The organism is Halomonas sp. 113 (genome assembly GCF_904067645.1).
Lineage (GTDB): Bacteria > Pseudomonadota > Gammaproteobacteria > Pseudomonadales > Halomonadaceae > Vreelandella > Vreelandella titanicae.
Window position 1 is genome coordinate 4,604,629 of record NZ_LR881453.1, and the last position, 26,586, is coordinate 4,631,214.

Genomic DNA, 26,586 nt, shown 5'->3' on the forward strand with positions numbered 1-26,586 from the left:
GGAATTCAACATGGCACAGCAAGACATTTACCAACTGCGACGCGGCTGGCGGTTACAGTGGGAGGCCATTCAGGGTTGCCACGTCATTCTTTACCCCGAAGGTATGGTCAAACTCAGCACGACTGCCGGAGCGATTCTTGAACAGGTCGATGGCCGCCAATCCGTCGCTGACATTATCGCCACCCTACAGCGGCGATATCCAGGCGCCGAGACCTTAGCAGACGATGTCGTGCAGTTTATTGAAGAAGCCCGCAGCAACGGCTGGCTGACCGTGAAGGAGGTGCACTGTGGTTAATGGTAATACGGTTAATCAAAACAAAGCGAATCCAACCGCCGAAGCTATCTCACCGCCCTTATGGCTGCTGGCAGAACTTACCTACCGCTGCCCGCTGCAGTGTGCCTACTGCTCTAACCCGCTGGCATTTACCCGCTACCAAAACGAGCTGGATACCGAAGCGTGGCTTAGCGTGCTGCGTCAGGCGCGGGCCATGGGGTCGGCTCAGTTGGGCTTTTCCGGCGGCGAACCGCTGATTCGCCAAGATCTGGAAGCGCTCGTCAGCGAAGCACGCAAGCTAGGCTTTTATACCAACCTGCTGACCTCTGGCGTGGGCCTTACTGCTCAGCGGGTAGACGCTCTGGCAGAGGCAGGACTGGATCATATTCAGATTAGCCTGCAGGCTGCCGACCCCGAACTGGCCCAGGCGCTGGCCGGCTCTACCAAGGCCCATGCCAACAAGCTGGCCATGGCCAAAGCGGTCAAGGCCGCTGGCTACCCTATGGTATTGAACGTGGTGCTGCATCGGCACAATATCGATCAAATTGGCGAGCTGATAGCCCTCTGCGATGAGCTAGGCGCGGATGCGGTTGAACTGGCCAACTGCCAGTATTACGGCTGGGCATTTTTAAATCGCCAAGCGTTGATGCCTACCCGTGAACAGTTGGTACATGCCGAAGAGGAAACCAACCGCTGGCGGGAAACACTGGCGGCACGGGGCCGCGATATGTCGTTGCTGTTTGTAGTACCAGACTACTTTGAGCAAGCGCCTAAAGCGTGCATGGGCGGCTGGGGCAGCATCTTTATGACCGTTGCTCCGGATGGTGCCGTGTTGCCCTGCCATAGCGCCAGGGAGCTGCCGATGGCATTTCCCAACGTAAAAGAGACATCGCTGCAGGACATTTGGTACCAAAGCGATGCCTTTAACCGTTTTCGCGGCACTCAGTGGATGCCCACGCTCTGCCAGCAGTGTGACGAGCGCGATAAAGACCATGGCGGCTGCCGTTGCCAGGCTTATTTGTTAACCGGCGATATGAACGCCACTGACCCGGTGTGCCAGCACTCCCCCCAGCATGGGTTGCTAGAGAGCCTTATCACAGAAAACGCCCAAAGCAAGCCTGAGCAGGCGACCCTAATTCCCCGCAATGCCCGCCAATCAAAGCAGTTGCAAACAAGGCAGTTACAGAGCCAGGATGGTTCAGCGGAGCCTTCGCCCCGCCAAACGCCCGAGCTGATTTATCGGCAATAAACCTATTTATCAGTAATAAACCCATTAAGGCTCGCAGGTGGCTCGCTCAGCATGGGCAGGCAGCTGCGGGCAAACAGCTGCTAATGAATGACCGCTCGCTTGCCAGCCATCCACCCCATCGGGGTACCAATACAGCTCTTCATAGCCCATTGCCTCAGCACGCCGGGCAGCATTCCAGGAAAGCCAGCAGTCGCTGCGGCAAAAGAACACCAACGGCGCTACCTCTGCGTTCTCACGCTGCGCATCGAGTGTTTGCGTGAAGTAATCACGCCATTCATCTTCCAAAGTAGGGGCGCCCACGTTAGGCAGCCAAATACTGCCGGGGATCGTTAAGTGAGGGCTATCCTGCAGAAAAAGGCCGTTATGCCAAGTTAGCGCGTAGACATCCACCAGGATGACCGACGACGATTCCAGCAATACTTGAAATGTATCGTCATCTAACGTGGTCACCCCGGGTAGCGGTGCAGTGACGGGTGCTTTAAATGGCGGTAACCGATAGCCTTGTTGGTTAAACGCCGCGGCAGGCACGTCAGCCTCCGCCACGCCGCTAACTATTCCACTTATCCACACCAAACAAATGATATAGCGGCGCACAGAGTGCGCCGAGTGTTGTGTCGACATGATGGTATCACTCCCAATCAAACGGGCAGCCGGTACATCCCTCCATTTGAGCCATTTGGAAGTTACCGTAGTGGATACGTGCACCGGTCATATCGGCATCGTTAAGACGGGCAATGTTCATTTTGACTTCTTGCAGGTTAGCATCGCGCAGATCAGCCCCTATCAGGTTGACCTTATTCATCCAGGCCATTTCCAGGTTGCTGCCCATCAGCTTCGCTCCCTGCATACTGGCCCCAGACAGTCGGGCGAACGCCAAATTGGCCCCCGTCAGGTCAGCATGATCAAACGTCGCTCCCTGGGCATAAATACTCCAACTATCCAACCCAACCAAACTGGCGTGGGAAAGGTCGGCACCACGCAGGTGGGTGTTGGGCATACGCGCGCGATTAAGGTTAGCGTTGCGGAGCGATGCACCTTCAAAATCGACGCTGCGTAGATTGCTGTGGCGGAAATCCGAGCCGTCTAAATTGCTGCCCGCAAAGTTAGCGCCTTGCAAATCAAGGTTAGCAAAGTCACCGCCAGATAAGTCCCTATTGGCGCACTGGGCGCCTGGCACCAGCTCGCAGCCGTTATGCACTGGCGGTTGATACGCTTCAACATAGTCATCGGCAACGACACTGCCTATCACGCTAAGGTAGAGAAACATCGCCGTTATTTGACGGCGCCATAAAGGCACAGTATGACGAGTTATCATTATTGTTCTCCATTACCGTTATCTTCATTCAAAAAAGGGCGGCAAAGGCCGCCCAAGAGGTGTTAATAACTTAACGGTTCGCCAGCTCTTTAACGAAGGACGGTAACTTGAAGACCCAGAACGAGCCGCCCTGAGCAATCGGTCGCGTCAGTTCAGCCATATCACCGCCCCAAAGCGGAACTGCGCCGCCATAACCGGCGGTGACACCGATGTACTGCTCACCGTCCATTTCCCAGGTAACCGGTGGTGAAATGATGCCGGTGCCTACCTGGAACTTCCAAAGCTCCTCCCCGGTTTCAGCATGGAAGGCTTTGAAGTAGCCATCCCCCGTACCGGTAAACACCAAATCACCGTGGGTGGCTAGCACGCCTGCCCATAGCGGCATAGGCTCTTTATGCTCCCAAGCATATTCGCCGGTCACCGGGTCTATGGCGCGCAGAATACCCACATGATCGTCGTACATACGCTTGATACGGAAGCCCATACCCAAGTAAGCGGCGCCTTCTACATACTCGACTTCCTCGGTCCAGTAATCCTCTTTCCAGTGATTACCCGGTACGTAGAACAGCCCGGTATCTTCGCTATACGCCATGGGGTTCCAGTTTTTACCGCCCAGGAATGGAGGCGATACTTCAACAGGCTCCGAGCGGGTTTGGCCCTCTTCCAATCGCGGTGGGCGCTGGCCTTCAGCCTCAACCGGGCGGCCGGTTTCCAGATCGATATGGGTCGCCCAGGTGATGTTATCGACAAAGGGAAAGGCGTTGATAAGTTCGCCGTTGGTGCGGTCAGTGACATAGAAGAAGCCATTACGGTCAGCGTGGGCGCCCGCATTCACCGTTTGGCCATTCTCATCTTCGTATTCGAACAGTACGATTTCGTTATTGCCCGAGAAGTCCCAGGTGTCGTTGGGCGTGTGCTGATAGAACCACTTCACTTCGCCGGTCGAGGGGTCGATACCCAGTTGACCAGAGGTATAGAGGCTGTCGTAGTCAGACGGGTCGCCGTCTTCAGAGGTGCGTGCCCAGCCATTCCAGGGGGCCGGGTTACCCGCGCCAATGATAATGGTATTGGTGTCAGGGTCGAAGCTGGCGCTCTGCCATGGCGCACCGCCACCTTGGCTCCAGGCCTGTACTTTGCCGGTTTCGCTGTCTGGGTCATCGGGCCAGGAGGGCGCGCTGGCATCACCCGTCGGGGTGCCCTCCTCACCGTTCAAACGCCCCATATGGCCCTCAACAAAGGGGCGCATCCAAATCTCTTCACCGGTATCAGGGTCACGGGCATAGAGCTTACCGACAATACCGAACTCATCCCCTGACGAGCCATGAATCAGCAATACGCGGCCCGTTTCGCTATCCTCTACAATCGTTGGCGCGCCAGTCATGGTATAACCCGCGCGGTGGTCACCAAAGCGTTCGCGCCACACTACTTCCCCGGTATCTTTATTGAGCGCCACAATCCCCGCATCCAGCGTACCGAAGAACACCTTGTCGCCGTATATGGCCGCGCCTCGGTTCACCACGTCACAGCAGGGGCGAATATCGCTGGGCAGTCGATGGTTATAAGACCACAGCCTCTTTCCAGTACGTGCATCAATGGCAAAAATACGTGAATAGGAGCCGGTAACATAGATAACGCCTTCATGGATCAGCGCCTGTGACTCCTGGCCACGCTGCATTTCATCGCCAAAGGAGTGAGACCATGCAGGGGTCAGCATCTCTACATTGTCTGCGTTAATTTGATCAAGCGGGCTGTAGCGCTGGGCTTTCACGCCCATGCCGTACATCAGCACCGTTTCAGTGGTGTTATGGTCATTGAGAATATCGTCCCAGGTCACCTCACTGGCGTGGGCTGTCAGTGCAACGCTTCCAATACCTAGAGCAGAAGCATAAGCAACAGCGGCAGTGAGGGTACGCAGGCGAAAGGGCCACGAAATTGTGCGGGCTGACGTGTTGTTATTGATAGCGTATGTCATGGGTTTTCCATCCGAGTAATGATCACAATGCAATGGCTGCAAAGCGGCCAAGCTACTGCTTGCGTGGTGCCAGCAAGACTAAACTCAGCTTAGAAGCCCGGATCAAAAACCCATCTACCCCTCCAGTCGCGTTCTCATCCTAAATTAGCACTACTTCCAAAGGAGGAGGCTAGCGATACCTAAGGTGCTATAGGTTCGGCATGTGCGCCTGCCTATGCTCACTCAGGTGACGATACATTGATCCCCTGAGGAGCTATTCCATGACAACGCTTACAAAAACCATCTCAAACACCATCTCAAAAACCCACTCAAAAACAGTCACAACGGCCATCTCAAAAACGGCCTCTACCAAAACACCCATAGGCCAAGCGGGGGCTATCGCCCTTATGGCTTTGCTGGCTGCACCACTGGCATGGTCTCACGGCAGCGTTACCCCGCAAGCCGTTGATATTAAAGATCTCGAGCGCTTAGGTGACGAATGGCGGGAAGAGAACCCTTATCGTGATCACCCCCAGCATGATCTAGCCGTGGACATTGGCGCCCGCGCTTATAACAGCAATTGCGCCGCTTGCCACGGCCTGGAAGCGAAATCCGGCGGCATCGCCCCCGACCTGCGCGAGCTGGAGAACGGCCCATGGGGCGATGAGTGGTTCAAAGAGCTGGTTACGAACGGATCCGAGCGCAACGGCCGTGTACTCATGCCGCGTATGTCCGACTACGTCAGCCAAGAAGGGCTGTGGGCCATCCGCACCTGGTTAGAAACGGTCAGCATCGAAACGACCAGACAGTAATCCCTAAGCTGGGAGGCACTATGGCAACCCCAACACCCATCAGCACGTTACAACAGCTCACCGAGGCTCTCACTGCACTCCTCGCGGCGTTTATCTGGTTAATAGTTATGTTGCCCTCCACCGCGTTGGCCGCAGTGAACAGCGCTGAACAGGATCCGCTTAATTCCTTTATGTGGCCTGTATACCGCGAGCGCTTTTTGGGCGACGCCCCCGTGGTGTTTGATGAGCGGGTCATTGTTAGCGCGCCAAGTTTCGCCGAAGACTCAGGCCAAGTGCCCATTGAGTTAGACGCCAGCGGATTAGAAGCCAGCGGCGAGCCGATAACCGACATCATCGCCTGGGTGGATCTCAATCCTATTCCCCGCCTATTTCACTACTCACCGATGAGCCATGGTCTCGCCAAGCTTTCGTTAAATATTCGCTTGGAACAAGCTTCCGCGGTACGCGTAGCAGTGAAACAGGGGGCTACCTGGCATGTGGGCGGCACCTACATTGAAGCAGAAGGCGGCGGCTGTACCACGCCGGGTATTGCCGGCGCTGACAACGACTGGGAAAACACCTTCGGCGAGCTGCAGGGTCGGCTGTTTGCCAATGAGAGCGAACAGCGCCTGCGGGTGCGCCTTTCTCACCCCATGGACAGCGGCTTAATCCCCAGCCAACCCGCCTTTTACGTACAGTCGTTTGAGCTGCTGGATCAGCAGGGCCAGAAAGTGGCCGCGCTGGATATCGAAGCGTCGGTGAGCGCCAACCCCACCCTAGGGCTTCATATGCGTCCCTCTGCGGAAGGCTATGTCATTGGCGCCCGGGACAACAACGGCAACCGCTTCTCTATTGGTCTGAAGCCATGAAAATGCGCTTACTGGCGAGCATAGCGTCGCTACTAACCACACCGTTAGCGGCCAACGAGCCGGTCATGTTCTGCGAACGTGCGCTAACTGCCCAGCCAATTGCAGAGAACACCTGGATGGTGGAAGGCTTAAGAGAAGAGCTTTCCACCAGCAACTGCGGCCATATCGGCAACCAAGCATTTATTGCCACGCCTAACGGCACCATCCTCATCGACAGCGGCAGCAGCCCACGCTTTGGCGAAGCACTAAAAAAACTGATTGCTCAGCACACCTCCCACCCCGTACGCTGGGTTTTGAATACCCACCACCACCCCGATCACTTTTTCGGTAATGCCGCCTTCGACGAGGCAGAGCACCTCACCTTAGCCAGCACTCGTGCGCTGAAGGCCCGCGACCGAGCAGCACTGATCGATAACGTAGAGCGGCTGACCGGACGCAGCTTGGCGCGCACGCATACTGCCCTACCCGACACGCTTGAGGCAGGCGAGGTAACGCTGGGAAGCTACCCACTCACGCTATACGCCATGCGCGGCCACAGTGGTGGTGACCTGGTCATTATGGATCATTCCACCGGGGTACTGTTTTTGGGCGATATGGGCTTCTACCAGCGTGCTGCCGCCACGGCTCATAGCCCTGGCTTGCAACAGTGGCAGGAAGAACTTAACGATCTTCGTGCTCTCAACGCCAGAATCGCCGTGCCCGGCCATGGCCCCAGCGCGCCGCCCAACACGGTTTTAGAGCAAACCGCTCACTACCTCGCATGGCTAGACCAGCACCTCAGTAACGTGGCTAGCGAAGGGCTGGGTGCCAACCATGCCTTGGCCGTCGAGATTCCTGATACCTTTAATACCCTAGCGCTTACTGAATACGAGTTTACCCGTAGCGTGATGCAGCTTTATCCTCACTATGAAACACGGCTGCTGTGGGATACCCCACAATAAGGAGCACACACCTATGCGGCTTACCCTGGCAGATGCCGCCGAACCCACTGACACATTGGGCGAACTGCACAGCGACTCCCAGGCCGTTTACTGGCTGGCTCGCTGCCCGCAAACGGGCGACATGCAGCTTTGGCGATGGGCGGCTGACAGCAACGAGGCGCCGCAATGTTTGGTAGATGACGCTGTGGGCAGCCGCGTGAACCAGTACGGCGGCGGCAGCTATACGCCACTGCTGGAGGGCATCGTTTGGGTGCGCCAGCACGACCAGGCGATTATGCACCGCGACCACCACGGCGCCAGCCACTGCTGGCAGAAGCGGCCACAAACAGCCTACGGAGGGCTGTGCGCAGACCCTAAGCGCCAGCGTGTATTAGCGGTTGAGGAAGATACCCATGGTCAGCGTCTGATCGCCATCACTGCCAGCCATCGGCAGGTATTGGCAGAAGGCGCCGACTTCTACGGCGCGCCGATATTAAGCGACGACGGCAACTATTTAGCGTGGGTGAGCTGGTCACTGCCTCATATGCCGTGGCAGCGTAGCCAATTGCACCTCGCACAGGTGATGGCTAACGGTAGGCTTGTAGCCTTTGAGCGCTGGGACTTCGGCGCAGCGATTAGCCAGCCGCAGTTTGGCCCTCATAACGCGCTGATCTGCATGAGCGACCACGCTGGCTGGTGGCAGCCCTGGCAGGTAAACCTGGCCACCCCCCTTTGCCTGAGCAGCGCCTCGGTTGATCACATCACCACACCGTGGCAACTGGGTGAGCACCAGCACGCTTGGAGGGGCAATCGGCAGGTTTACTGCCAACTGCACCAGGGGGCGGCTCAGCTTTACCGACGCTCCGGCGAGCAGGTGGAAGCAGTGCTACCTACCCCTGGTCGTGTGGTAAGCATCACGCTGGCAAGGCACGGTGAATACGCTATTGTGCAAAGCGCTACCAGCGCCGCCCAGCTGATACGTTTTACCGGAAATTGTCCACACCGCTGCCTAGCGGGTAACGTTGTGGATAACGTAGCGGGTAGCCTAGTGGCCAAAAATTCCGCCATCGCGCAATGGCTGGAAGCCCCCGTTGGCAACGAAGGCGAAACGGTGCACGGCTTTCTCTACTCAGCCTTAGTCAACCGCGCTGCACCGCTGATTGTCCGCGTTCATGGTGGACCTACCGCCGCCACCTACCCTATTTACGACCCGCTGGTAGCCTATTGGCAACAGCAGGGCTTTCATGTGCTGGATATCAACCCACGGGGCAGCGGCAACTTTGGCCGCCGCTACCGTGAGTGTTTAGCGGGCCAGTGGGGCATTAGCGATACTGACGATGTGATCGCCCTGGTTAATGCCGCCTGCGAGCGCTTTGCAATAGATACAGCGCGCTGCTTTATCCGTGGCCAAAGCGCTGGCGGGTTTACCTCCCTCAATGCCCTGGCCACCATGCCCCTGTTTGCTGCGGCCACTAGCCTGTACGGGGTAACCGATGCGTTATCGCTATCAGCAAAAACACACCGCTTTGAATCCGGCTACTTGGCCTGGCTAATCGGAGACGAGACCCAGCTCGCCCAGCGCAGCCCTGCTTACCACATCACCCGTTGCCAGCGCCCTTTGCGGGCACTGTTTATCCAGGGTGGCAAAGACGCTGTAGTGGTGCCAGAGCAAACTCATGCAATGGCGCGGCATATCGAACAGCAGGGCGGCGAGGCGCAAACACTGCTATTCAGTAACGAATGCCACGGCATTCGCCACCCTCAAGCGCGCCAAACCATGCTGGCTCGCGAGCTGGTCTTTTATCAATAAGATGACTTGCCCCCTAACGACGGCACCAAGGTCGTAACGCAACAATCTCCTAAGGTGCTTAAGATAATGGTTAACAATTATAAACGAGACCGCCCCATGACTTCGCCACTCACGCAACTTCGTAAGTTTGTCGCGCCTGAAATTATTTTTGGCGACGGTGCCCGCCACGCGGCAGGCAATTACGTCTCTACTTTTGGGGCAGAAAAGGTACTTCTGGTCTCTGATCCTGGCGTACTGCTGGCAGGCTGGGTGGCCGATATTGAAGCCAAACTGCTGGAAGCCAACATTGCCGTTGAGCGTTTTACCGCCGTCTCCCCCAACCCCCGGGTAGATGAGATTATGGCCGGTGCCGAGATCTATCGTGCAACCGGCTGCAAGGCGATTGTGGCGATAGGCGGTGGCAGCCCGATGGACTGCGCCAAGGGGATTGGCATCGTCACGGCCCACGGCGGGCACATTCTCGATTTTGAAGGCGTTGATACTATTCGCGTGCCGATTCCTCCGCTGATTTTTATTCCTTCAACGGCGGGCACCTCGGCGGATATTTCCCAGTTTGCGATTATTTCTGATCAGCAGCGGCGCATGAAATTCTCGATTATCAGCAAGGCCGTCGTGCCGGATGTGTCGCTGATCGATCCTGAAGTCACCATGACCATGTCGCCCTACCTGACCGCTTGTACCGGGGTCGACGCGTTAGTGCATGCCATTGAAGCGTTCGTTTCAACCGGCAGCGGCCCGCTCACCGACACCCACGCCTTGGAAGCCATGCGTTTGATCAGCAGCCATCTTGAGGCGCTGGTGGCGAACCCTACCGATGGCGAGCTGCGCGCTCAGGTAATGCTGGGCAGCATGCAAGCGGGCTTGGCGTTCTCAAACGCTATATTGGGCGCAGTACACGCTATGTCGCATAGTTTGGGCGGCTTCTTGGATCTCCCCCACGGTTTGTGCAACGCTATGCTGTTAGAGCATGTGGTGGCCTATAACTATGATGCCGCCCCCGATCGTTTTAAGCGGGTCGCCGAAGCCGTCGGTATCGACTGCCGAGGGCTGTCACAGCAGCAGATCAAAAAATCGCTGTTCCGGTACTTAGTCGATTTAAAACATGCGGTTGGTCTGGGAGGCACGCTTAGCAAGATGGGCGTCTCACGCAGCGACGTGCCGTTCCTCACCAACCACGCGCTGGGCGACCCTTGTATTTTGACCAACCCGCGCCGTTCCAACTCAAGGGATGTAGCGGTGGTGTACGAAGAGGCGCTATGAAAAAAGCCAACGATCCTTCGGGCTTTTCGGTCAGCGATCTGCTCGGGCTGGGTCAGCAGTCGGCGCGCAAAAGCTACTATCGCGAGCTTTCAGTGCGCTTAGAAGAGCTTGAAGTTGAGCGCAATCGCTATAAATGGCTGTTTGAAAACGCTCTACACGGCATTTTTCAGGCATCGCTCTCTGGCAAACTGCGCGCCGCCAACCCGGCACTTGCCGCCATGCTTGACGATAGCAGCGTAGCGCATACCCTGGAGCGCTGTGCCCGCTTTGACGCGCTCTTTGTTAATGCTACCACTGGGCAACAGCTGCGCGACCTGCTGCTCATTCAAGGGCACGTAACAGGCCAAACCACCTTGCTGCAAGGAGCTTCTGATCACCAAGTTCCCGTCGCCATTACGCTGATCAAAAAGCCCGCCGAGCTTGCCGGAGACGAAGACCTGATCGAAGGCTTTGTGGCAGATATTACCGAGCGTGAGCGCGCCCGCCAGCACTTAGAAACACTCAACGCCCACTTGGAAGCCCGGGTAGCTGATCGCACCCAGGCACTTGAACGACTCAATGAGGAGCTTAGAAGCGCGCGCGATGCTGCCGAGTTTGCCAACCTCAGCAAAGACCGCTACCTAGCCGCCGCTAGCCATGACCTACTGCAACCCATGAACGCTGCACGCTTATTGGTGGCCTCACTACAGGAGCGCTTGAACGACAGCGATAATCTAGCCCTGGTTGAGAGGGTGCAAAACTCGCTGGAAGGCGCCGAAGCGATTCTTTCCGATCTCTTGGATATTTCAAAACTGGATCACGGCCAGGTACAGCCGCAACTACGCCACTTTAATCTCGACGATATTCTTAGCAATCTCGCTGACGAGTTTGCCCCCGTGGCGCAACGAAAAGGGTTAACGCTGCGCTATGTGCCCTGCCATCAAGCGGTGACCAGCGACCCTCATCTACTCAGCCGTATTGTGCGCAACTTTCTGGCTAATGCTTGCCGCTATACCCAGCGTGGCGGCATTTGCCTAGGCGTACGACGCCACGGTGACACCAGCCTGGCTATAAACGTCGTCGATAGCGGTATTGGTATTCCCGAAAGCGACTACCAGCTTATTTTCCGCGAATTTCATCAACTCAATGCCACCCGCGCGCGCGATCGCCAGGGCGTTGGCCTAGGGCTTGCGATTGTGGAACGGATTAGCCAGCGCCTTGAGCACCCGCTTTCTGTGCGCTCTGCACCCGGCCAAGGCTCCTGTTTTGCGGTTAGGGTGCCCCGTGCCAGCGCTGTTTCCTTTAGCCAAATACCCACCCCCAGCGCGCCGTTTTCCGCTGACGCCGAGTTCGAAGGGGTGCGCGTACTGATCCTGGATAACGAACCAGCCATTCTTGAAGGCATGGCGCTGTTGCTAAGTGAATGGCAGGTCAGTTGCGATACCGCGCTGGATATGGTGGCCGCCAAAGCCTGCTTGGAGGCGCCGGATATGTTGCTGGTCGACTTGCACTTAGACGATAGCGTGACCGGGTTGGAGGCCATACGACAACTTCGCCACCATTGGCATGACCCGCACTTACCCGCAGCCATTATCAGTGCCGACCGCTCTGATCACTGGCAAAGGCGGTTACGCAATGCCGGCGTGCCGCAGTTAAACAAGCCGGTACGCCCCGGCAAACTGCGCGCACTACTACGCAGCCTGCTCAATGGCTAACCTACGCTTCCCACAGACCTGCATCTCCCTGCCTAACGGCGTGCAGGGCATGCTGGCCCACGCACCCCATTTAACCCATGCCCACGTTAGCATCACTATTGCAGCGGGCTATTTGGATGAGCCTTCCACCCTACCAGGTCTGGCCCACTTACTGGAGCACGTGCTCACCACTGCACCACTGACAGCCTCCTCTAACACCAGCCTGCTCACTTGGTTTGCCCAGCACCAGGGCAGCCTGAACGCCCACACCGATGACTACGTCACCGATGTGCATCTCTCGATCCCGGCAGACAGCCTAGAAGCGGCGGCTCTCACTGTTGCCAGCCAGTTGGCCACGCCCACTATTTCGCCGCCGACCATTCGCACCGAAGTCGCCGCCATTGACGCCGAATGGCAGGCCCGCCAACACAGCTCGGCAATGCAACGGCTATCAGCCATCGCCACGCTCAGTGACCCGCAGCATATCGGTGCTGGCTGCCGCCACGGCAACGCACAAACGCTGGGCCATCACATTTGGTTGCTTCATGAGGCGCTGACCACGTTTCACCGCAACCACTACCACGGCGGCCGCGTTAGCATTGCAATTATCAGCCCCAGGGCCACAGAAGCGGTGACCCGCCTTATTCAACGCATGGCAACGCTGTTTAACCCGCTACCACCCAACGCTCCGGCGCTTGCCATTACGCCCCGCTGGGGCAGCCTGCCCCGCGCGAAGGTGGTCGGGACGGCCCACGCCGTTGAGCTATTGTGGCCGCTACCATCGTCCGTTTCACGTCATCAGTTTAACGCCCTTAGCGACGTTGCTGATTCGTTAAACCAAGGCTACCTGGTGGATCAGTTAGCTAACTCGATTATCGACTACCACGCGACTGCCGCCCCAACCGGGGCTACAGACACCTTCAGCTTGGCGTTAACCGGTACCGCGCCGCAGGAGCGACTGGAAGTGCTTGAGGCTTTCCTCAGCGAACGTCTAGCAGCCCCGCTCGCGACGGCCCCTATTGATCACCGCACCGTTTGGCGGCCCCCTGCCGGTACCGTGCAACTGGCGGCGGCGTGGTTTGTCTATGCGCGCCAGCAAGCATTGGCGCGGCGGCTTGCTGCCAATACAGCAGCTCAACCATATTTCCCCACCAGGGATCGCTGGCCAGTTCCCCACTGGCTAGTTTATAGCGCGCCTACAACGTTCCAGCATGCTGACGATGCAGCACACTTGGCGGCCGTCCCACATGTGCAGCGTTGGTGCGGCCAGTATGGTGTCAGCGATGATTTCGCCTCACTTGCCGACACCACCTGGGCAGCCTGTTTTATACCCAACGCAATGTTCCTTCCCGCCCCTCTGGCTGCCAAACGGTGCGCACGCAGCGGCGTGATATGCCAGCACATGCAACTAGCCCAGGGCAGTTGGGTGATAACCGTGGGGGAGGGAGCGACAGTTGCCATGCAAACCTTGCTGAAAGAAGCGAATGTTAATACGGCAATTGTCCCCCAAGGGCTTCTGGCTCAGCGGTTGGTACAGCGCTTAACACCGCTGCCTGCCACGCCTGCGGTATGGGTTTCCCATGAAGCAGATGCAGATGTCGTTTGCCACGCGCTTGCAGATTTGGCCAGCCGCATAGCAACACGTTCTGTGCAGACGCCTTCTATCAATGGGTCGGCCAGCACAGCCATCATGCGCACACTGAGCTTACCGGGCACGCCCACCCAGCGCTGGCTATTAGTCCTTGCTGAGCAGCACCACAGCGCGGCCTTTTTTCAGCAGGCGCGGTATGACCATCACTTGGGGTATGTCGCGGCGGTACGCAGAAGCGACGGTGCGCCCTGCTCACTTGGCTATGTGGTGCAAACCAGTGAAGACGCTGAACCTGTAGGGAAAAAACTACTCTCCATCACCGATGCCCTGTGGCAAGCGGCGGAAGATATCCTACAGACGCCAACCTCTCTTAAACACTCTCTAACACGGCCTGAAACGCCCCTCGCCGCGCTGATTACCCAGTGGCAAAGCCTCTTGTCAGGCACTGATCAGCCACTGCATCGGCTTGGGCAGCAAAGCACCAACTCACAGGCGCTTAACGAGTTACTCACTCTGATAAACACCCACGGCCACTGGCAAACCCACTGGTTAGATAGTACTGGCCACTATCGCGTCAACGATTGAGGCGAGTCAGCGCTTGAGGAACTGAGAAAAATCGATATCGTTGGCCGATAAAATTGCTTGTACGCGGCTGGTCACACCCAGCTTGCGCAAGATCGCCGACACATGGGCTTTCACCGTGGTTTCCGCGATATTGAGATGATAGGCAATCATCTTGTTAGATTCACCGCGGGTCATGTGTTCCAACACCTGTAGCTGTTTGCGGGTCAGTTGGCGCAGCTGTTCCGCAGTAAAACCCTGCTCCTGGTGGCGACGCTTACGAATACTGTCCGGCGCGCGCATGGCATCGGCAGGTAGAAAGATATTGCCTTCCAGCACCTGGGCAATGGCATGGCGCATCTGATCACGGGGCAATGATTTGGGGATAAACCCCGCTGCACCACAAGAGACCGCCTGAAGAATAATCTGCTTATCCTCTTCCGCAGAAACAATCACTACTGGAATCGTAGGCTGCTCGTTACGCAGCCGCAAAAGGCCCGTAAACCCATTCATGCCAGGCATATTTAAATCTAGCAATATCAAGTCAAGATCAGGCTCTTGCTGGGCATGAGCAAGAGCCGCATCAAAATCTTCCACCTCGACAATCTCAGCATCTGCGTAAGCTTCACGAATCACGCGCGCCATAGCGTCACGTACCAGGGGGTGATCGTCGGCAATCAGGAGTTTATACATTGCTGTCATTATTATGGTTGCCTGTGGTTTAGCTAAATCCCGCTTACTGCGTCTTTGCTGACACTCTACTAAGTCACTCGCCTTTATTGAAGCTACTTCCAACCATCAAGCGGGCCGCAGTGCCCCTGAAGAGGCTTGCTGCCGGAATGTGTCGGCGAACTCGATCAGTGATTGAGTTAGCCAGATGAGAGCAGGCTCATTGGCAAACAGCCCATGCTGGATCAGAGTCATTTTCAGCGTTGGGAGCTCTTTGGGCGGCTCCACCATACGCACCGGCAGCATCATGACAAAGCGCTCAGCCATCTGACGTGGCAGCGTCATGATCGCTTCCGTCAGCGCCACCACCCGCGCCGCGGCGATGTAGTTGAGATTTTTAGAGATGACACGGCGGGTTAAGCCGTGTTGAACCAAGCAGCTATCGATATTACTGGGGCGCAGTCCGCTAATATCCGCCAGCTCCACATGGAGCGCATTCGCAAACTGACCAATATTCAGCCCATCGCCCACGCGATCATTATGGGTAGCAGCCAAGCAGACCAGCTCCTCATCCATCCAGGGGGTCTGAATCACGCCACTGGGCAACGCGCTTTGGCTATCCAGCCCTACCACCATATCAATTTGGCGCTGTTCCAACCCCTCACTCAGCACATCCGGGGTAATCAGCTCAATGGAAAAGCTAATGCCCGGCGCATAACACAACAGCTGACTTAAAAAGAGCGGGTACATGACCTCTTCAAAGTAATCCGTGGTGGCGAGCGTAAAGCGTCGTGTGCTGTTGGCAGGCGTAAACATCGCGGGGGGCGCAAGACCTTGGCGTAGCATCGCTAGCGCCTGTTGCACCACGGGCAGCAGCTCAAGTGCTCGGGGTGTCGGCTGCATACCGTTTTCGGTGCGCACTAGCAGTGGATCATCCAGCGATTCACGCAGCCGTTTTAAGGCATGGCTCAAGGCTGGCTGGCTTAAATGCAACGTTTCTGCCGCGCGAGTGACGTGACGCTCGTGCATCAGCGCCTCAAATACCAGCAGTAGATTTAGGTCGAAATGGCGTAGCGAGCGCATAGCTTCTCATTATTCATATCACGAATGGTTAAATTCTAAACATTCATTTAATTTATCACTGGTAATTGCTTATTGTCTGCTGCTTATTCGCCACACGCGACTATCAACGATAATCCAGCACGCAAGGAGAAGCACACCGGTGACCCACCCACAAACACAAACCATGCCCAGCCTTTATGGCGATGTGATTTCTACCTTTATGGGCGTAGCAAAAGCAACGGATCCTAAGGCAACCGACGCCGACGTTGTGGTGAGTGGCGTTCCTTTTGACCTTGCTTGTTCTGGCCGTTCTGGCACCCGCATGGGGCCGAATGCTATTCGTCAAAGTACCGCTAACCTGATCTGGGAAGGCAAGCGCTGGCCATGGGACTTTGCTTTGGAAGAGCGCCTCAAGGTGTGCGATGCAGGCAACGTTGATTACGCTTATGGTGAGCCCGAAAGTCTAGTCGATAACCTGGAGACTCACGCCAATCGTTGGTTAAGCGCGGGTAAAAAGATGCTTACCCTGGGTGGCGACCACTACATTAGCCTGCCGCTACTGCGCGCCCACGCCCGGGAACACGGCCCGCTGGCGCTGATCCATTTTGACGCCCACACAGACACCTACGAGCAAGGCACGCGCTTTGACCACGGCACCATTTTTCACCACGCCCTCAAAGAAGGACTAGTTGTGCCCGAGCACTCGCTGCAAATTGGCATTCGCACCAGCTACGACCGCCACAACCACCCTTACGAGGTGCTGGATGCGGACTGGGTCAATGACCACGGTGCCGCGGCCGTGCTTGAGCGCATTCGTGCCCGCGTCGGTTATCACCCGGCCTACGTTACCCTGGATATTGACGGCCTCGACCCCGCCTACGCCCCTGGTACCGGTACACCGGTGTGCGGCGGCATGTCCACCGACCTGATGCTGAAAGTGATCCGTGGCATGGTAGGCATGGAACTGGTCGGTATGGACGTGGTGGAAGTGAACCCCGCCTACGATCACGGCGACATTACCTCGCTTGCCGCCGCGACATTAGGGCTGGAATTTTTGTATACGCTGGCAGCATCTAAGAGCGCTTGATGGCTGAACGTAAAGGGCGCCATTAGTGCTCTAGCACCTGCTATTGGGTTATCGATCGCCTCAGCAATGCTAGCGACCGGCTTGTTCACGCACTGCGTCGATATCCCAACTGCGCATTAGCTCCACCGCCATATCCTGGGATGCCAAGTTCTCCCCCTCCACCTGGATCAGAATGCGCCCATCAAGCAACATGGTGACCTCAGCTTGAGAGCGGTTGGGCTCCCACTTGACGATGGCCGATTCACGGCCCATGCGAACCCGCTCGGTATTAGGTTGGGCGGTCAACATGGCCGGGTTGTTGAACAGTGCAGCCATGCCCTGAACCATGGGGTTGTCGATCATTATGCTTGCCTTAAGCCGGCCACTGCCATCGCTTTCACTGTACTGGCGTTCAAGCATGGCTCCGCCGCCCATCATAGCCGCGGCGCCACCGCCATCGGATTCGGCATCCTCAGCCTCCCAACCTTCAGGCGGCGTGGGGAAGGTCTCGGCGAGACGGCCCGACTGCAGTTTGCGAATGTCGCTTATCGCGAACTCGAGTTCGGTGAGGGCGCCGCCATAATCCTCTTCCTGATAGAGTTCAAGACCCAACTCGATCTGTTCGACGACCTCATCGGCCACCGCGACAGTCGATACGGGCAGCACCAAAGCACTAGCAAGCAGCATCCCGCAGTACGAAGGTAGCTTTTTCATGGCATTTCTCCTTGTAAATTAACAGTCATCTCGAAACCGCGCAGCTCTTCCGCTACAACTTTCTCGTTTGAAGTACTGGCCATTAGTTCGAATTCAGCACCGAAAGAAACTTCATCAACTCAAACGTCGCAATAAGCATTGTACATATGCTAAAACGAGCAGAACTGGCTCGAGATACTGGTCGCAGTCGAGCAGATGCTAGCGCTAGGCAGAGTTGATTGCGGAGGTTAAGCCAGCTTAATGATTCTAACTATTGTAAGCTGATGTCGTAAACAACATGACGCTAGGCCTACACCTAACGCCACTTGTTATTGGACGGGTTTTGAATCAGTTCTGCGCTACCCTTGAGAGGCCGCCAGCGCTTGATCAATATCCGCCAGCAGATCGTCGATATGCTCGATGCCGATCGATAGGCGCACCATATCCGGCGTGACACCAGCGGCTTTTAGTTCCTGCTCGTTGAGTTGGCGGTGCGTGGTAGAGGCGGGAATGGAAGAACAGCTTTTGGCATCGCCGATATTCACCAGGCGAAGAATCAGCGCCAGCGCATCGTAGAAGCGCTCACCAGCGGCCTGCCCACCTTCAATGCCAAAACTAAGAATCCCCGAGGCATGGCCGTTCATATAACGCTGGGCCAGCGCATGATCGGGATGGTTTTCCAAGCCAGCATAATGCACCCAGGTGACCAACGGATGACTTTCCAGATGCTTGGCAACCGCTAAGGCATTGGCACAGATACGCTCAATCCGTAGTGACAGCGTTTCCAATCCCTGGAGCAGGTTCCAGGCCGCTTGAGCAGAAAGCGCCGCGCCCATATTACGTAGCGGCACCACCCGGGCGCGGGCAATAAAGGCCGCATCGCCCACATCACGGGTATAGCTCACACCGTGATAGGAGACATCAGGCTCGTTGAGTAGCGGAAAGCGGCTGGCATTCTCGGCCCAGGGAAAGGTGCCTGAATCAACAATCACACCGCCCACCGTGGTGCCGTGGCCGCCGATATATTTGGTCGCCGAGTGGACGACAATATCCGCCCCGTGCTCAATCGGCCGACATAAGAACGGCGTCGCCGTGGTGTTATCAACTATTACCGGCACCCCATGACGATGCGCCGCTTCGGCGAGCTTTGTTAGGTCGACCACGCCACCCGAGGGGTTACCAATGCTTTCGCAGAAAACCGCTTTGGTACGCTCATCGATCAGCGCTTCGATGCCATCAATATCGTCTTTGTCGGCAAAACGCACCTGAATGCCTTGGCGCGGCAAGGTGTGGGCAAACAGGTTGTAGGTACCGCCATACAGCTCGCTGATCGAGACAATGTTATCGCCCGCTTCAGCAATGGTCTGAATCGCATAGGTGATCGCTGCCATTCCCGATGCCACCGCTAGCCCAGCGATACCGCCTTCCAACGCGGCTACCCGTTGCTCCAACACGGCGCAGGTCGGGTTCATAATGCGCGAGTAAATGTTTCCTTCGACTTTAAGATCAAAGAGATCCGCCGCGTGCTGCGCGTTGTCGAAGGAAAACGACGTGGTTTGATGAATCGGCACCGCCACGGCGTTTTGTGAATCAGGCGAATAGCCATGGTGGAGGGCAATGGTTTCTGGCTTCATGAGAACGGCTCGCTAGTTTTTGTTGAGATCCGCTATTGATCCTAAACAAGCGCTGCGAGGAAGGCCAACAATCGTTCGTCTCCGATCTACCAGGCGAGACCACACACGTTAACCAACACTACTCACTGCGCGCCACTGCATTGTTGGCGTGCAAGCTTCCCGTATGCACAACCTTAAGCTGTATCCCTGGCTACGCTAGGCATCTAACGAAGCGTTTTATTCCTCCGCCTTGCGGCGTCTGAGGGTATTTCATGGTTGTACGCTATATGTTTAATTTAGTGTTTAAGTGAGGTTAAAGGTATCGTGCCCTCGATCAGTTGATCTGCAATATGGTGAAGCTACGGGAGGACTTTTTTATTTTCAGGTGAAGAGGAATGACACCATGATTAACCGTGAAGACATTCATCAACGACCAGACCAGGTGATTGACATCACAGGCTGGGATGTTCACCAAGATTATGAAGTCTTCCCAGTAGGCGCTCGTGACAAATCACTCCGCGTCTGTCCCGACCCCGCCCCATATGATTTCTGTGTTCCTGGACATCGATATTTATTTAAAGAAGCTATTAAAAGCGCGAAAAGCTCTGAGCCACGATACCCCGATCAATATTGGGCGGAGGTAATCGCTTTTCATATCGGCCGATTAATGGGCCTTACCCTACCACCCGTTTTTGTTGCCTTTGACTCGTCTCGAAACGAGCCAGGTACAGTCAACGAGTGGTTTATTGGCTATGCCGATAGCAGGGAAGATCGCTATGTTGCTGGCGTAGATTACTTGCAACGGCTTATACCAGCGTTTGATATAGATAAAGGCAGGCAGCATAATTTAACATCCATTATCGAACTAAGCCGTGTGCTAGAGAGAGGCGGATGGCTTACCCATGATTGGCGACAATACTGGGGGCTTTGCCTATGTTTTGATGCGTTAATTGGCAACACTGATCGCCATCAAGAGAATTGGGGATTGATTTGGGGAGAAAACGGCCCAACTGCCCGTTACACGCCCTACTTTGATAATGGCACCAGCCTCGGTCACGAGTTGCAGCCCCAGAAAATGCAGCGCATGATGCGCGACCATAATGAATTCAATGCCTACCTTAACAGAGGGCAGCACCACATGCGCTGGGCCAAAGGCGACAAAAAGCGCCTGCCGCTTATTCAGGGTGTTACTCAGTATTGTCAGCAATTCCCTGCTATTCGACCAATACTGATAGAACGCTTACAACGTTGGTGCGATGATGACCTTAGAGACATCCTGAATGACTTAACTTACTTTGACACCCCACATCCCATTACCCAAGAACGTGCTGACTTCATAGCGTTTTTGACTCTGACAAGGAGAGAGCGCCTTTTACAGGCTCTGGAGAACTGATATGACCCGCTTAATCGAACACTTGGTGGAACCACACCGGCTGCTGCTTTATTGGCAGGCACGCGAGAGCAAAATGCGCTCTCGCTATCTAGTGGGAGAATTGGTCAAGCGGGACAATAACGTGGTTCTGGTGTATGCCCTGGATAGCTCAGAGATGGCAGAAGCAAAGCTTTTGGGCTTTCGAGGCTACCCAGCATTTTCTATGAGGCAAGCAGAGCACAATCATCAAGTATTGGAAGCTTTCACTCGCCGCTTGCCGCCACGCAGTCGTCGTGATTTTGGGCGTTATCTGGAACTGCGCGCTATCCCAGAGGATGCCAACATTAGCGACTTCGCTTTACTGGGTTACAGTGGCGCCAAGCTACCCAATGACGGTTTTGAACTTGTTCACCCTTTCGACAACCCACCTGAAACCTTCGAGGTATTAATCGAAATAGCAGGCTTTCGGCACGAATCACAGCTTGAGATAACAGATTTACAGGTAGGCAGCAGTGTTCAATTTGTCCCCGAACCTGAGAACCCTGTGGATGCTGATGCTATCCGCATCGAAAGCGCTGGGTGCAAACTGGGCTATGTCCCGAGAGGAAACCTCGACATGCTGCACCGCATGTTAAAAGAAGGCGCGACCCTCGAAGGGGAAGTATTTCGCACCAACGGGACATCAGAACGCCCGCTTGTCTATATTCTGACGCGTATTTTAAGAGGCGACCTACCCTTTCAAGCGCTAAAAATGCAAGCTTAGACCCATTGATGCTGAATACTCCATTATCTGGAGCTCCCCTTGCTGCTTGCGCTTTGTATAGCGCGAGTAGGCCAGAAACAGTCCAAACACGTTTACCAATTCCACTCACTGCGCGCCACCGCGTCATGGGCGTGCAGGCTTTCAGCATGCACGACCTTGAGCTGAAACCCAGATACCCCCGGCGCTTGCCGTAGTGCTTTATCCAGCCGCCTGGCCGCGTCTTCACAGAACATCAGGTTTTGTCCATTGGCGAGGGCAAAGGCCTGTTCATCGATACGTTTTACCGCGGTTTGCAGCGCGGTACCGAGTGCTCGCTCGATACGGTCAATCGAGTTTTCAATAGAATCCGCGAGGGGCCATTCTCCGTTTTCGCTTTCAGATAACCGCAAACTGCATTCGACACTGCTGCGCTGACTATGGGGCGTTGCGAGTATCCCTTCTTCGCTACCTAGCCACGCAGATACCGCAGATTTGGTTAACGGGATTTCCGCAAAATCTTCCTCAAAGGCCTGCTGAATCAGCTGCCTTGCCAGCGCCGCCGAGCAGGGGCAGGTGGACGAATACCACACTGTAAGGTCGAGTTCAGCCTGAAAGCCAGCGTGCGTTAATTGGCAGCGCAAGGTGAAGGGGTAACTTTTCCACCCGGCTAAAGGGCTGATCAAGGCTTGCCGCTTAAGCGGAAGCTCGCCTTCGATGCTTAGATAAGCATGCTGCGATAAGCCATCTTGGCTGGTTAAAAATGCATTCAATACGCCCTTAACCACTGGAAGTGTCAGCGGTGCTTCTTCAAGCGGTGCCAACGCCAAATACAGCCGGGACATATGGATTCCCCGTGCATCAGCGTCATCCAGGCTGACCCCTGCGTTGAGTTTGGCCGTCACACTGCGGCTGCCTAGTCGGATGGGGAGTGCGATGCCCTCCATGCCTACCCAGGTCAAAGCGGCCGGTGAGCGGGCGGTTTGTCTGGCTACATCAGGCAGGGTTAAAACAGTCATTGGGCCACCTCTTGGGATGCATGAAAAAAGCGGTACAACTCAGCCTCTGTTTCCGGCGTCACGTTTTGGGTAATAAATACAAAGCGAGATACACGGTCTCCCACGCTGTTCTTGGGCAGCGGCGCGGGTGGATGAAAAATATGTTGCACACCGTGCAGTGCGAGTGGCGTATCCCTGTCAGTAAGATGGACAATGGCTTTAATGCGCAGCATTTTATCGCCCATTAGCGACATCAAAATATCCAACCAATTTTCCAGCACCTCAGGCTCAATAAGCTCGTTAACACTAAAGCAGAACGATTTAATGTTGTCGCTGTGGGAGTTGCCTTCGGGCTGATAAGAACCGAGCGGCGCGCCGGTGAGCAGCCGGGGCGTTAAAGGCGCTGCTTGATGCACGGTGTAACTGCCTGCTTTGAGCCACTTCTCGACCTGATACGCCTGGGCATCCTTGTGAGCGTCGTTGCCCGTGTCGGCATCAGGAGCATGGCGGGCCAGCCCTGCCCCCACTAACAAGTCCGCCGAAAGTTCGCCGTTGATTACCTGCCACTGCTCAGCCGCTGGGTTGAGTCGAGCCAGTCGATTAGCCAACTGGGAAACCGTCTCCTCGCTGGCCAGGTCAGTTTTGGTGATTAATAGCTTTTCGGCCACCGCCACCTGCTGCTGCGACTCCCGGTGTGCATCAAGAGTCCCCATGCCGTTCGCCGCATCGACGCAGCACACCACACTATCCAGCTTAAAGCGGTGCGCCAGCCAGTGATCCGTCATCAATAGTTGCAGCAGCGAGGTAGGCGATGCCAGCCCGGTGGTCTCGATCACTACCCGAGACGGTAGGGCTTTGTCTTGGGCCTCCAGATCTTCCAATGCTTGTTGTAGCGTGCGACTAAGGTCGCCCCGTAGCGTGCAGCACAAGCATCCGCTGCTCATTTCGATCACCGCCTGCTCATCGCTTTGGGTAATCAATTGATGATCCAACCCGATGGCGCCAAACTCGTTAATCACCATCAGGGTATTGGCCATGGAGGTTTGGTGTACCCAGCGGTTGAGTAGCGTGGTTTTTCCACTGCCGAGGAAACCGGTCAGTACATTGATCGGGATTAATGGTGGCTCCCGCATAACGGCTCACTCCCACCTGGCTTTACGATAGTGGTGTTCTTTACTCTCCTGACGCTCTTTGGCTTCAATGCATAGTTTCGCTGTAGGCCTAAAAAACAGCCTTGGGAGCCCGATAGGTTCGCCGGTCTCTTCGCAGTAACCGTACTCGCCGTTCTCAATTCTTTTTAATGCCGCCTCAATGTTGCTAAGCAAGCGGCTTTCCCGATCGGCTTGGCGAAGAGCTAGACGCAACTCCTCTTCAAACGAGGCTTGATCCGCTTCATCGCTATCTCGCTCATGGGAGGCAATTGCGGTCTTGATCTCTTTTAAGTGCACCTCAAGTTCACTTCGCTCGGCAAGCAGACGATGACGAAAGAACTGCAGCTGTTCATCGTTCATATAGTCACTGGTGGGCATGGCTAATAGCTTGGCTTCCCATGCTTTTTCAGATGACTCATTCTCCCAGTCAACGTTGACCGCCTTTTCATCCGTATTTTGGTTACTCATATGTTGCACATTCATACTTTGGTTACCCATTCATTGTTCTCGCGATATTGACCTGATCAAGACATAACTGCACTCGTCGATGATCGTTCCCAGTGGTCGAGATAGCTGCTGAGATAGCGGCTATTAAGCAGGCTCAATGGTCATGAGTAGTCGTTTGCTACCGTTTTCCAGCGCAGGGCTTCTATGCACCAGGCCCCGCTCTTCGCAGCCTACCCAGCCGCTTCCTTTGATTAACGCTATGTCCCCCGGCGAAAGGTGTTGAATAGCGCTGGTATCGGTTGCGATATCGGGTCGCTCGGGGTGCGGCGCGCCCAGGCCCTCGCGGTTAATGGCGTGCTCGGGCAGCCATTCGCTGCCCGGCCCAAAATAGGTAGTCACCATGCGCACGGGGAGGTTATCGCAGTGAAAGCGCGGGCACATGGCGCTATTGAGCAGGCGCAGGCGAATGCCGACGGTTTGGGTGTCAAACAGAAAGGCGATGGCTTCGGCGATCGTCGCCATATCCTCAATCAGCGAGGAAGCCGCGCCCGGGGCGGGCATGTGACGGCGCAAATCGGCGATGAAGGCTTCATCGGGGTGACCAAGCCAGCTATATTGCCAGGCACGATCCGTTTGGCACTGCGCCTGGGCGCTAAAGGCAATATCGGTGGGCAGCGGGCGCTGGAAGATCGCGATGTTAATGGCGTCTTCAAAGATACGCGGCAACACGCTGATGTCGTGACCCCTGGCGGCATGGTCTGGCAACGTCAATTGAGCAGCAGGTACTGCAGGCATAAGCGAAGACATCAATGACTCCATAAGCGCTGTTAATGAACTAAGGGGGTATACGGCAAAGGAGGTTGTCACTGCTTCCACCGCACTATTTACCGGAATGACAGGACGCGGGCTGGAGGCGCTGACGCAATAAGCGCCAGCCTTGGGTCACAACCGTCGCCAGGGTAAACAGCACAGCGGCGAGCGTGACTATCGTTGGGCCGGTCGGGGTATCCATCACATATGCAGTTCTCAGCCCTGCCGTCACCGCCAGTATGGCAATCCCCGCGGCCAGAACCGTCATCGCTTCTGGCGTACGGCAAAAAGGCCGGGCGGTGGCCGCTGGGATGATCAACAAGGCGGCTATCAGCAGCACGCCCACTACTTTCAGCGCCACGGCGACGACCACCGCGAGTGCCAGGGTGAGTACCAGCTGTTCGCGCCGTGGGTGGATGCCGCTGGCATAAGCAAGCTCGTCGCTCAACGTGGCGGTCAATAACGAGGACCAGCGCCAGAAAAGCAGAGTCAGCACCAGCGCCACTCCGCCGCCGATAATCCAGATATCCGTTTTCCCAACGGCCAGAATATCGCCAAACAGATAGGCACTCAGGTCGATGCGTACGCCGGCCAGAAACGACACCGCCACCAGGCCGATGGCCAGAGCCGAGTGCGCCATTACCCCGAGCAAGGTATCCATGGCATAGCCACGCCCACTGAGCATTGACACACAGCTTGCCATCACAAGGGCGACCGTCAGTACGCCTAAGAAGATGGAGACGTCCAATAACAGCGCTAACGCCACGCCCAGAATGGCGGCGTGGGCGGTCGCATCGCCGAAGTAGGCCATACGCCGCCACACCACGAAACACCCCAACGGGGCGGCGGCCATGGCCACTAATACACCGGCGATCATCGCCCGCCACATAAAATCATCCAGCATTGGCGGCCTCCTCATGCTGATGGTGGCGGTAGAAGGCTAAGGTCTGGGCGGTCTGATCGCCAAACAGCGCCTGATAGTCCGGCGATGAGGCCACCTGCTCGGGCTTGCCCTCGCAACAGATAACACGATTCAGGCACAGCACATGATCGGCGGTACGCATCACGACGTGGAGGTCGTGACTGACCATCAGTACAGCGCAGCCGTAGCTGCGGCGCACGCTTTCGATATGCTGGTAGAACTCAGCGGTACCTCGGTGATCAAGCCCTTGTGTCGCTTCATCGAGAATCAGAATATCGGGTTTTGCCAGCAGCGCCCGGGCTAACAGCACGCGTTGGAACTGGCCGCCCGATAGCTCGCTCATTGCCGCCTTGATCAATGCCTCGGCGCCGGCATCTTCCAGCGCCTTTTGCACACTGCGATGGGGGTGGCGACGGGGCAAGTTGATAAAACGCTTGACCGTCATGGGCAAGGTAGGATCCAGGTGAAGCCGCTGGGGCACATAACCGATGCGCTGCTGCGGGGCGATGGTCACCTGGCCGGTGGTGGGCGTTACCGCACCGATCAGCGTTTTCACTAGTGTGGATTTCCCCGAGCCATTAGGGCCAATCAGGGTCACCACCTGTTGCCGATATAAATCGAGATTGATGTTCTCGAGGATATGCTGTCCGCCGAAACGAACGTTCAGTTGGCGAACGTTCAGAATCGCATCGTGATCAGGAGGCTGAGCAAGCCGCATAATTGAAGGTCGTCTTTTCTGTATTTGTTATGTTATAACATGTCTATATCGCATAGGCGAGT

At 56.0% G+C, this 26,586-nt stretch carries 25 protein-coding genes; 12 read left to right on the top strand and 13 right to left on the bottom strand.

What is annotated here, in order from left to right:
- The first annotated feature begins 10 nt into the window (after positions 1 to 10).
- Complete coding sequence (pqqD, locus tag YERSI8AC_RS21530; RefSeq protein WP_041159016.1) at positions 11 to 295, top strand: pyrroloquinoline quinone biosynthesis peptide chaperone PqqD; 285 nt, start codon at positions 11 to 13, stop codon at positions 293 to 295.
- Positions 288 to 1,523, top strand: a complete 1,236-nt coding sequence (pqqE, locus tag YERSI8AC_RS21535) for a pyrroloquinoline quinone biosynthesis protein PqqE (protein WP_052475688.1) — start codon at positions 288 to 290, stop codon at positions 1,521 to 1,523. The genes pqqD and pqqE overlap by 8 nt, the downstream gene beginning before the upstream one ends.
- A gap of 24 nt (positions 1,524 to 1,547) precedes the next feature.
- Here pqqE and YERSI8AC_RS21540 read toward each other — a convergent pair whose 3' ends face one another.
- From YERSI8AC_RS21540 to YERSI8AC_RS21550, 3 genes are all read right to left on the bottom strand, one after another.
- Positions 1,548 to 2,144: a rhodanese-like domain-containing protein gene (locus YERSI8AC_RS21540; protein WP_052475689.1), complete on the bottom strand. Its 597-nt coding sequence runs from the start codon at positions 2,142 to 2,144 to the stop codon at positions 1,548 to 1,550.
- Between the two features lie 7 nt (positions 2,145 to 2,151).
- On the bottom strand, positions 2,152 to 2,838 hold the full coding sequence (locus YERSI8AC_RS21545; RefSeq protein ID WP_052475690.1) for a pentapeptide repeat-containing protein: 687 nt from the start codon (positions 2,836 to 2,838) through the stop codon (positions 2,152 to 2,154).
- Between the two features lie 70 nt (positions 2,839 to 2,908).
- A complete protein-coding gene (locus YERSI8AC_RS21550; protein ID WP_041159017.1) occupies positions 2,909 to 4,810 on the bottom strand; it encodes a methanol/ethanol family PQQ-dependent dehydrogenase in 1,902 nt (633 codons plus the stop codon).
- A 386-nt stretch (positions 4,811 to 5,196) separates the two neighbouring features.
- Between YERSI8AC_RS21550 and pedF the strand changes: the two genes are divergently transcribed.
- The 7 genes from pedF (at position 5,197) to YERSI8AC_RS21585 (ending at position 14,288) form a co-directional block, all read left to right on the top strand.
- Positions 5,197 to 5,601, top strand: coding sequence for a cytochrome c-550 PedF (gene pedF / locus YERSI8AC_RS21555; RefSeq protein ID WP_041159109.1), 405 nt, complete (start codon positions 5,197 to 5,199; stop codon positions 5,599 to 5,601).
- Positions 5,602 to 5,621: 20 nt separating this feature from the next.
- Complete coding sequence (locus YERSI8AC_RS21560) at positions 5,622 to 6,449, top strand: quinoprotein dehydrogenase-associated SoxYZ-like carrier (RefSeq protein WP_052475691.1); 828 nt, start codon at positions 5,622 to 5,624, stop codon at positions 6,447 to 6,449.
- Positions 6,446 to 7,390: a quinoprotein relay system zinc metallohydrolase 1 gene (locus tag YERSI8AC_RS21565; RefSeq protein ID WP_041159018.1), complete on the top strand. Its 945-nt coding sequence runs from the start codon at positions 6,446 to 6,448 to the stop codon at positions 7,388 to 7,390. The genes YERSI8AC_RS21560 and YERSI8AC_RS21565 overlap by 4 nt, the downstream gene beginning before the upstream one ends.
- Positions 7,391 to 7,403: 13 nt before the next feature.
- Positions 7,404 to 9,179, top strand: coding sequence for an alpha/beta hydrolase family protein (locus YERSI8AC_RS21570; protein WP_041159019.1), 1,776 nt, complete (start codon positions 7,404 to 7,406; stop codon positions 9,177 to 9,179).
- Between the two features lie 96 nt (positions 9,180 to 9,275).
- Positions 9,276 to 10,439, top strand: a complete 1,164-nt coding sequence (gene ercA, locus YERSI8AC_RS21575) for an alcohol dehydrogenase-like regulatory protein ErcA (protein WP_041159020.1) — start codon at positions 9,276 to 9,278, stop codon at positions 10,437 to 10,439.
- Positions 10,436 to 12,133: a PAS domain-containing hybrid sensor histidine kinase/response regulator gene (locus tag YERSI8AC_RS21580; protein WP_041159021.1), complete on the top strand. Its 1,698-nt coding sequence runs from the start codon at positions 10,436 to 10,438 to the stop codon at positions 12,131 to 12,133. Before ercA ends, YERSI8AC_RS21580 begins: the two co-directional genes overlap by 4 nt.
- On the top strand, positions 12,126 to 14,288 hold the full coding sequence (locus YERSI8AC_RS21585; RefSeq protein WP_052475692.1) for an insulinase family protein: 2,163 nt from the start codon (positions 12,126 to 12,128) through the stop codon (positions 14,286 to 14,288). Before YERSI8AC_RS21580 ends, YERSI8AC_RS21585 begins: the two co-directional genes overlap by 8 nt.
- 6 nt (positions 14,289 to 14,294) lie before the next feature.
- On the opposite strand, the gene YERSI8AC_RS21590 is transcribed toward YERSI8AC_RS21585, so the two are convergent.
- Positions 14,295 to 14,966, bottom strand: a complete 672-nt coding sequence (locus YERSI8AC_RS21590) for a response regulator (protein WP_152618922.1) — start codon at positions 14,964 to 14,966, stop codon at positions 14,295 to 14,297.
- A gap of 96 nt (positions 14,967 to 15,062) precedes the next feature.
- The gene (locus YERSI8AC_RS21595) at positions 15,063 to 16,016 is read right to left on the bottom strand and encodes a LysR family transcriptional regulator (protein ID WP_041159023.1); all 954 of its coding nucleotides are present in this window, start codon (positions 16,014 to 16,016) and stop codon (positions 15,063 to 15,065) included.
- Between the two features lie 163 nt (positions 16,017 to 16,179).
- On the opposite strand from YERSI8AC_RS21595, the gene speB reads away from it, so the two are divergent.
- Positions 16,180 to 17,082, top strand: a complete 903-nt coding sequence (speB, locus tag YERSI8AC_RS21600) for an agmatinase (RefSeq protein WP_041159024.1) — start codon at positions 16,180 to 16,182, stop codon at positions 17,080 to 17,082.
- 69 nt (positions 17,083 to 17,151) lie between these two features.
- Here speB and YERSI8AC_RS21605 read toward each other — a convergent pair whose 3' ends face one another.
- Together YERSI8AC_RS21605 and YERSI8AC_RS21610 are read right to left on the bottom strand one after the other, a co-directional pair.
- Positions 17,152 to 17,775: a hypothetical protein gene (locus YERSI8AC_RS21605; RefSeq protein WP_041159025.1), complete on the bottom strand. Its 624-nt coding sequence runs from the start codon at positions 17,773 to 17,775 to the stop codon at positions 17,152 to 17,154.
- A 338-nt stretch (positions 17,776 to 18,113) separates the two neighbouring features.
- Positions 18,114 to 19,388 (bottom strand): O-acetylhomoserine aminocarboxypropyltransferase/cysteine synthase family protein, encoded by a 1,275-nt coding sequence (locus YERSI8AC_RS21610; protein WP_041159026.1) that lies wholly within the window; start codon positions 19,386 to 19,388, stop codon positions 18,114 to 18,116.
- A gap of 382 nt (positions 19,389 to 19,770) precedes the next feature.
- Here YERSI8AC_RS21610 and YERSI8AC_RS21615 point away from each other — a divergent pair, with 382 nt between their 5' ends.
- Together YERSI8AC_RS21615 and YERSI8AC_RS21620 are read left to right on the top strand one after the other, a co-directional pair.
- Entirely contained in the window at positions 19,771 to 20,760 is a 990-nt protein-coding gene (locus YERSI8AC_RS21615; RefSeq protein WP_022521509.1) for a HipA domain-containing protein, read from the top strand.
- A 1-nt stretch (position 20,761) separates the two neighbouring features.
- Positions 20,762 to 21,502 carry an HIRAN domain-containing protein gene (locus YERSI8AC_RS21620; RefSeq protein WP_022521508.1) on the top strand — a complete coding sequence of 247 codons (741 nt, stop codon included), beginning with the start codon at positions 20,762 to 20,764 and terminating at the stop codon, positions 21,500 to 21,502.
- Between the two features lie 92 nt (positions 21,503 to 21,594).
- Here the strand turns inward: YERSI8AC_RS21620 and folE2 are convergent, their stop codons facing one another.
- From folE2 to YERSI8AC_RS21650, 6 genes are all read right to left on the bottom strand, one after another.
- A complete protein-coding gene (folE2, locus tag YERSI8AC_RS21625) occupies positions 21,595 to 22,497 on the bottom strand; it encodes a GTP cyclohydrolase FolE2 (protein ID WP_041159027.1) in 903 nt (300 codons plus the stop codon).
- Positions 22,494 to 23,609 (bottom strand): CobW family GTP-binding protein, encoded by a 1,116-nt coding sequence (locus tag YERSI8AC_RS21630; protein WP_041159028.1) that lies wholly within the window; start codon positions 23,607 to 23,609, stop codon positions 22,494 to 22,496. Before YERSI8AC_RS21630 ends, folE2 begins: the two co-directional genes overlap by 4 nt.
- Before the next feature lie 6 nt (positions 23,610 to 23,615).
- Complete coding sequence (gene dksA / locus YERSI8AC_RS21635; RefSeq protein WP_084625482.1) at positions 23,616 to 24,095, bottom strand: RNA polymerase-binding protein DksA; 480 nt, start codon at positions 24,093 to 24,095, stop codon at positions 23,616 to 23,618.
- 123 nt (positions 24,096 to 24,218) lie between these two features.
- Positions 24,219 to 24,881 carry a DUF1826 domain-containing protein gene (locus YERSI8AC_RS21640; protein WP_236557387.1) on the bottom strand — a complete coding sequence of 221 codons (663 nt, stop codon included), beginning with the start codon at positions 24,879 to 24,881 and terminating at the stop codon, positions 24,219 to 24,221.
- Between the two features lie 73 nt (positions 24,882 to 24,954).
- The gene (locus YERSI8AC_RS21645) at positions 24,955 to 25,788 is read right to left on the bottom strand and encodes a metal ABC transporter permease (protein WP_159177551.1); all 834 of its coding nucleotides are present in this window, start codon (positions 25,786 to 25,788) and stop codon (positions 24,955 to 24,957) included.
- Positions 25,778 to 26,524, bottom strand: coding sequence for a metal ABC transporter ATP-binding protein (locus tag YERSI8AC_RS21650; RefSeq protein ID WP_022521502.1), 747 nt, complete (start codon positions 26,522 to 26,524; stop codon positions 25,778 to 25,780). The genes YERSI8AC_RS21645 and YERSI8AC_RS21650 overlap by 11 nt, the downstream gene beginning before the upstream one ends.
- Positions 26,525 to 26,586 lie beyond the last annotated feature (62 nt).

What these genes read in the sequence shown, in the direction of transcription:
- pqqD (WP_041159016.1), top strand. Translation starts at nt 11, where the DNA reads ATGGCACAGCAAGACATTTACCAACTGCGACGCGGCTGGCGGTTACAG.
- YERSI8AC_RS21540 (WP_052475689.1), bottom strand. Translation starts at nt 2,144, where the DNA reads ATGTCGACACAACACTCGGCGCACTCTGTGCGCCGCTATATCATTTGT.
- YERSI8AC_RS21545 (WP_052475690.1), bottom strand. Translation starts at nt 2,838, where the DNA reads ATGATAACTCGTCATACTGTGCCTTTATGGCGCCGTCAAATAACGGCG.
- YERSI8AC_RS21550 (WP_041159017.1), bottom strand. Translation starts at nt 4,810, where the DNA reads ATGACATACGCTATCAATAACAACACGTCAGCCCGCACAATTTCGTGG.
- pedF (WP_041159109.1), top strand. Translation starts at nt 5,197, where the DNA reads ATGGCTTTGCTGGCTGCACCACTGGCATGGTCTCACGGCAGCGTTACC.
- YERSI8AC_RS21560 (WP_052475691.1), top strand. Translation starts at nt 5,622, where the DNA reads ATGGCAACCCCAACACCCATCAGCACGTTACAACAGCTCACCGAGGCT.
- YERSI8AC_RS21565 (WP_041159018.1), top strand. Translation starts at nt 6,446, where the DNA reads ATGAAAATGCGCTTACTGGCGAGCATAGCGTCGCTACTAACCACACCG.
- YERSI8AC_RS21570 (WP_041159019.1), top strand. Translation starts at nt 7,404, where the DNA reads ATGCGGCTTACCCTGGCAGATGCCGCCGAACCCACTGACACATTGGGC.
- ercA (WP_041159020.1), top strand. Translation starts at nt 9,276, where the DNA reads ATGACTTCGCCACTCACGCAACTTCGTAAGTTTGTCGCGCCTGAAATT.
- YERSI8AC_RS21580 (WP_041159021.1), top strand. Translation starts at nt 10,436, where the DNA reads ATGAAAAAAGCCAACGATCCTTCGGGCTTTTCGGTCAGCGATCTGCTC.
- YERSI8AC_RS21585 (WP_052475692.1), top strand. Translation starts at nt 12,126, where the DNA reads ATGGCTAACCTACGCTTCCCACAGACCTGCATCTCCCTGCCTAACGGC.
- YERSI8AC_RS21590 (WP_152618922.1), bottom strand. Translation starts at nt 14,966, where the DNA reads ATGACAGCAATGTATAAACTCCTGATTGCCGACGATCACCCCCTGGTA.
- YERSI8AC_RS21595 (WP_041159023.1), bottom strand. Translation starts at nt 16,016, where the DNA reads ATGCGCTCGCTACGCCATTTCGACCTAAATCTACTGCTGGTATTTGAG.
- speB (WP_041159024.1), top strand. Translation starts at nt 16,180, where the DNA reads ATGCCCAGCCTTTATGGCGATGTGATTTCTACCTTTATGGGCGTAGCA.
- YERSI8AC_RS21605 (WP_041159025.1), bottom strand. Translation starts at nt 17,775, where the DNA reads ATGAAAAAGCTACCTTCGTACTGCGGGATGCTGCTTGCTAGTGCTTTG.
- YERSI8AC_RS21610 (WP_041159026.1), bottom strand. Translation starts at nt 19,388, where the DNA reads ATGAAGCCAGAAACCATTGCCCTCCACCATGGCTATTCGCCTGATTCA.
- YERSI8AC_RS21615 (WP_022521509.1), top strand. Translation starts at nt 19,771, where the DNA reads ATGATTAACCGTGAAGACATTCATCAACGACCAGACCAGGTGATTGAC.
- YERSI8AC_RS21620 (WP_022521508.1), top strand. Translation starts at nt 20,762, where the DNA reads ATGACCCGCTTAATCGAACACTTGGTGGAACCACACCGGCTGCTGCTT.
- folE2 (WP_041159027.1), bottom strand. Translation starts at nt 22,497, where the DNA reads ATGACTGTTTTAACCCTGCCTGATGTAGCCAGACAAACCGCCCGCTCA.
- YERSI8AC_RS21630 (WP_041159028.1), bottom strand. Translation starts at nt 23,609, where the DNA reads ATGCGGGAGCCACCATTAATCCCGATCAATGTACTGACCGGTTTCCTC.
- dksA (WP_084625482.1), bottom strand. Translation starts at nt 24,095, where the DNA reads ATGAGTAACCAAAATACGGATGAAAAGGCGGTCAACGTTGACTGGGAG.
- YERSI8AC_RS21640 (WP_236557387.1), bottom strand. Translation starts at nt 24,881, where the DNA reads ATGTCTTCGCTTATGCCTGCAGTACCTGCTGCTCAATTGACGTTGCCA.
- YERSI8AC_RS21645 (WP_159177551.1), bottom strand. Translation starts at nt 25,788, where the DNA reads ATGCTGGATGATTTTATGTGGCGGGCGATGATCGCCGGTGTATTAGTG.
- YERSI8AC_RS21650 (WP_022521502.1), bottom strand. Translation starts at nt 26,524, where the DNA reads ATGCGGCTTGCTCAGCCTCCTGATCACGATGCGATTCTGAACGTTCGC.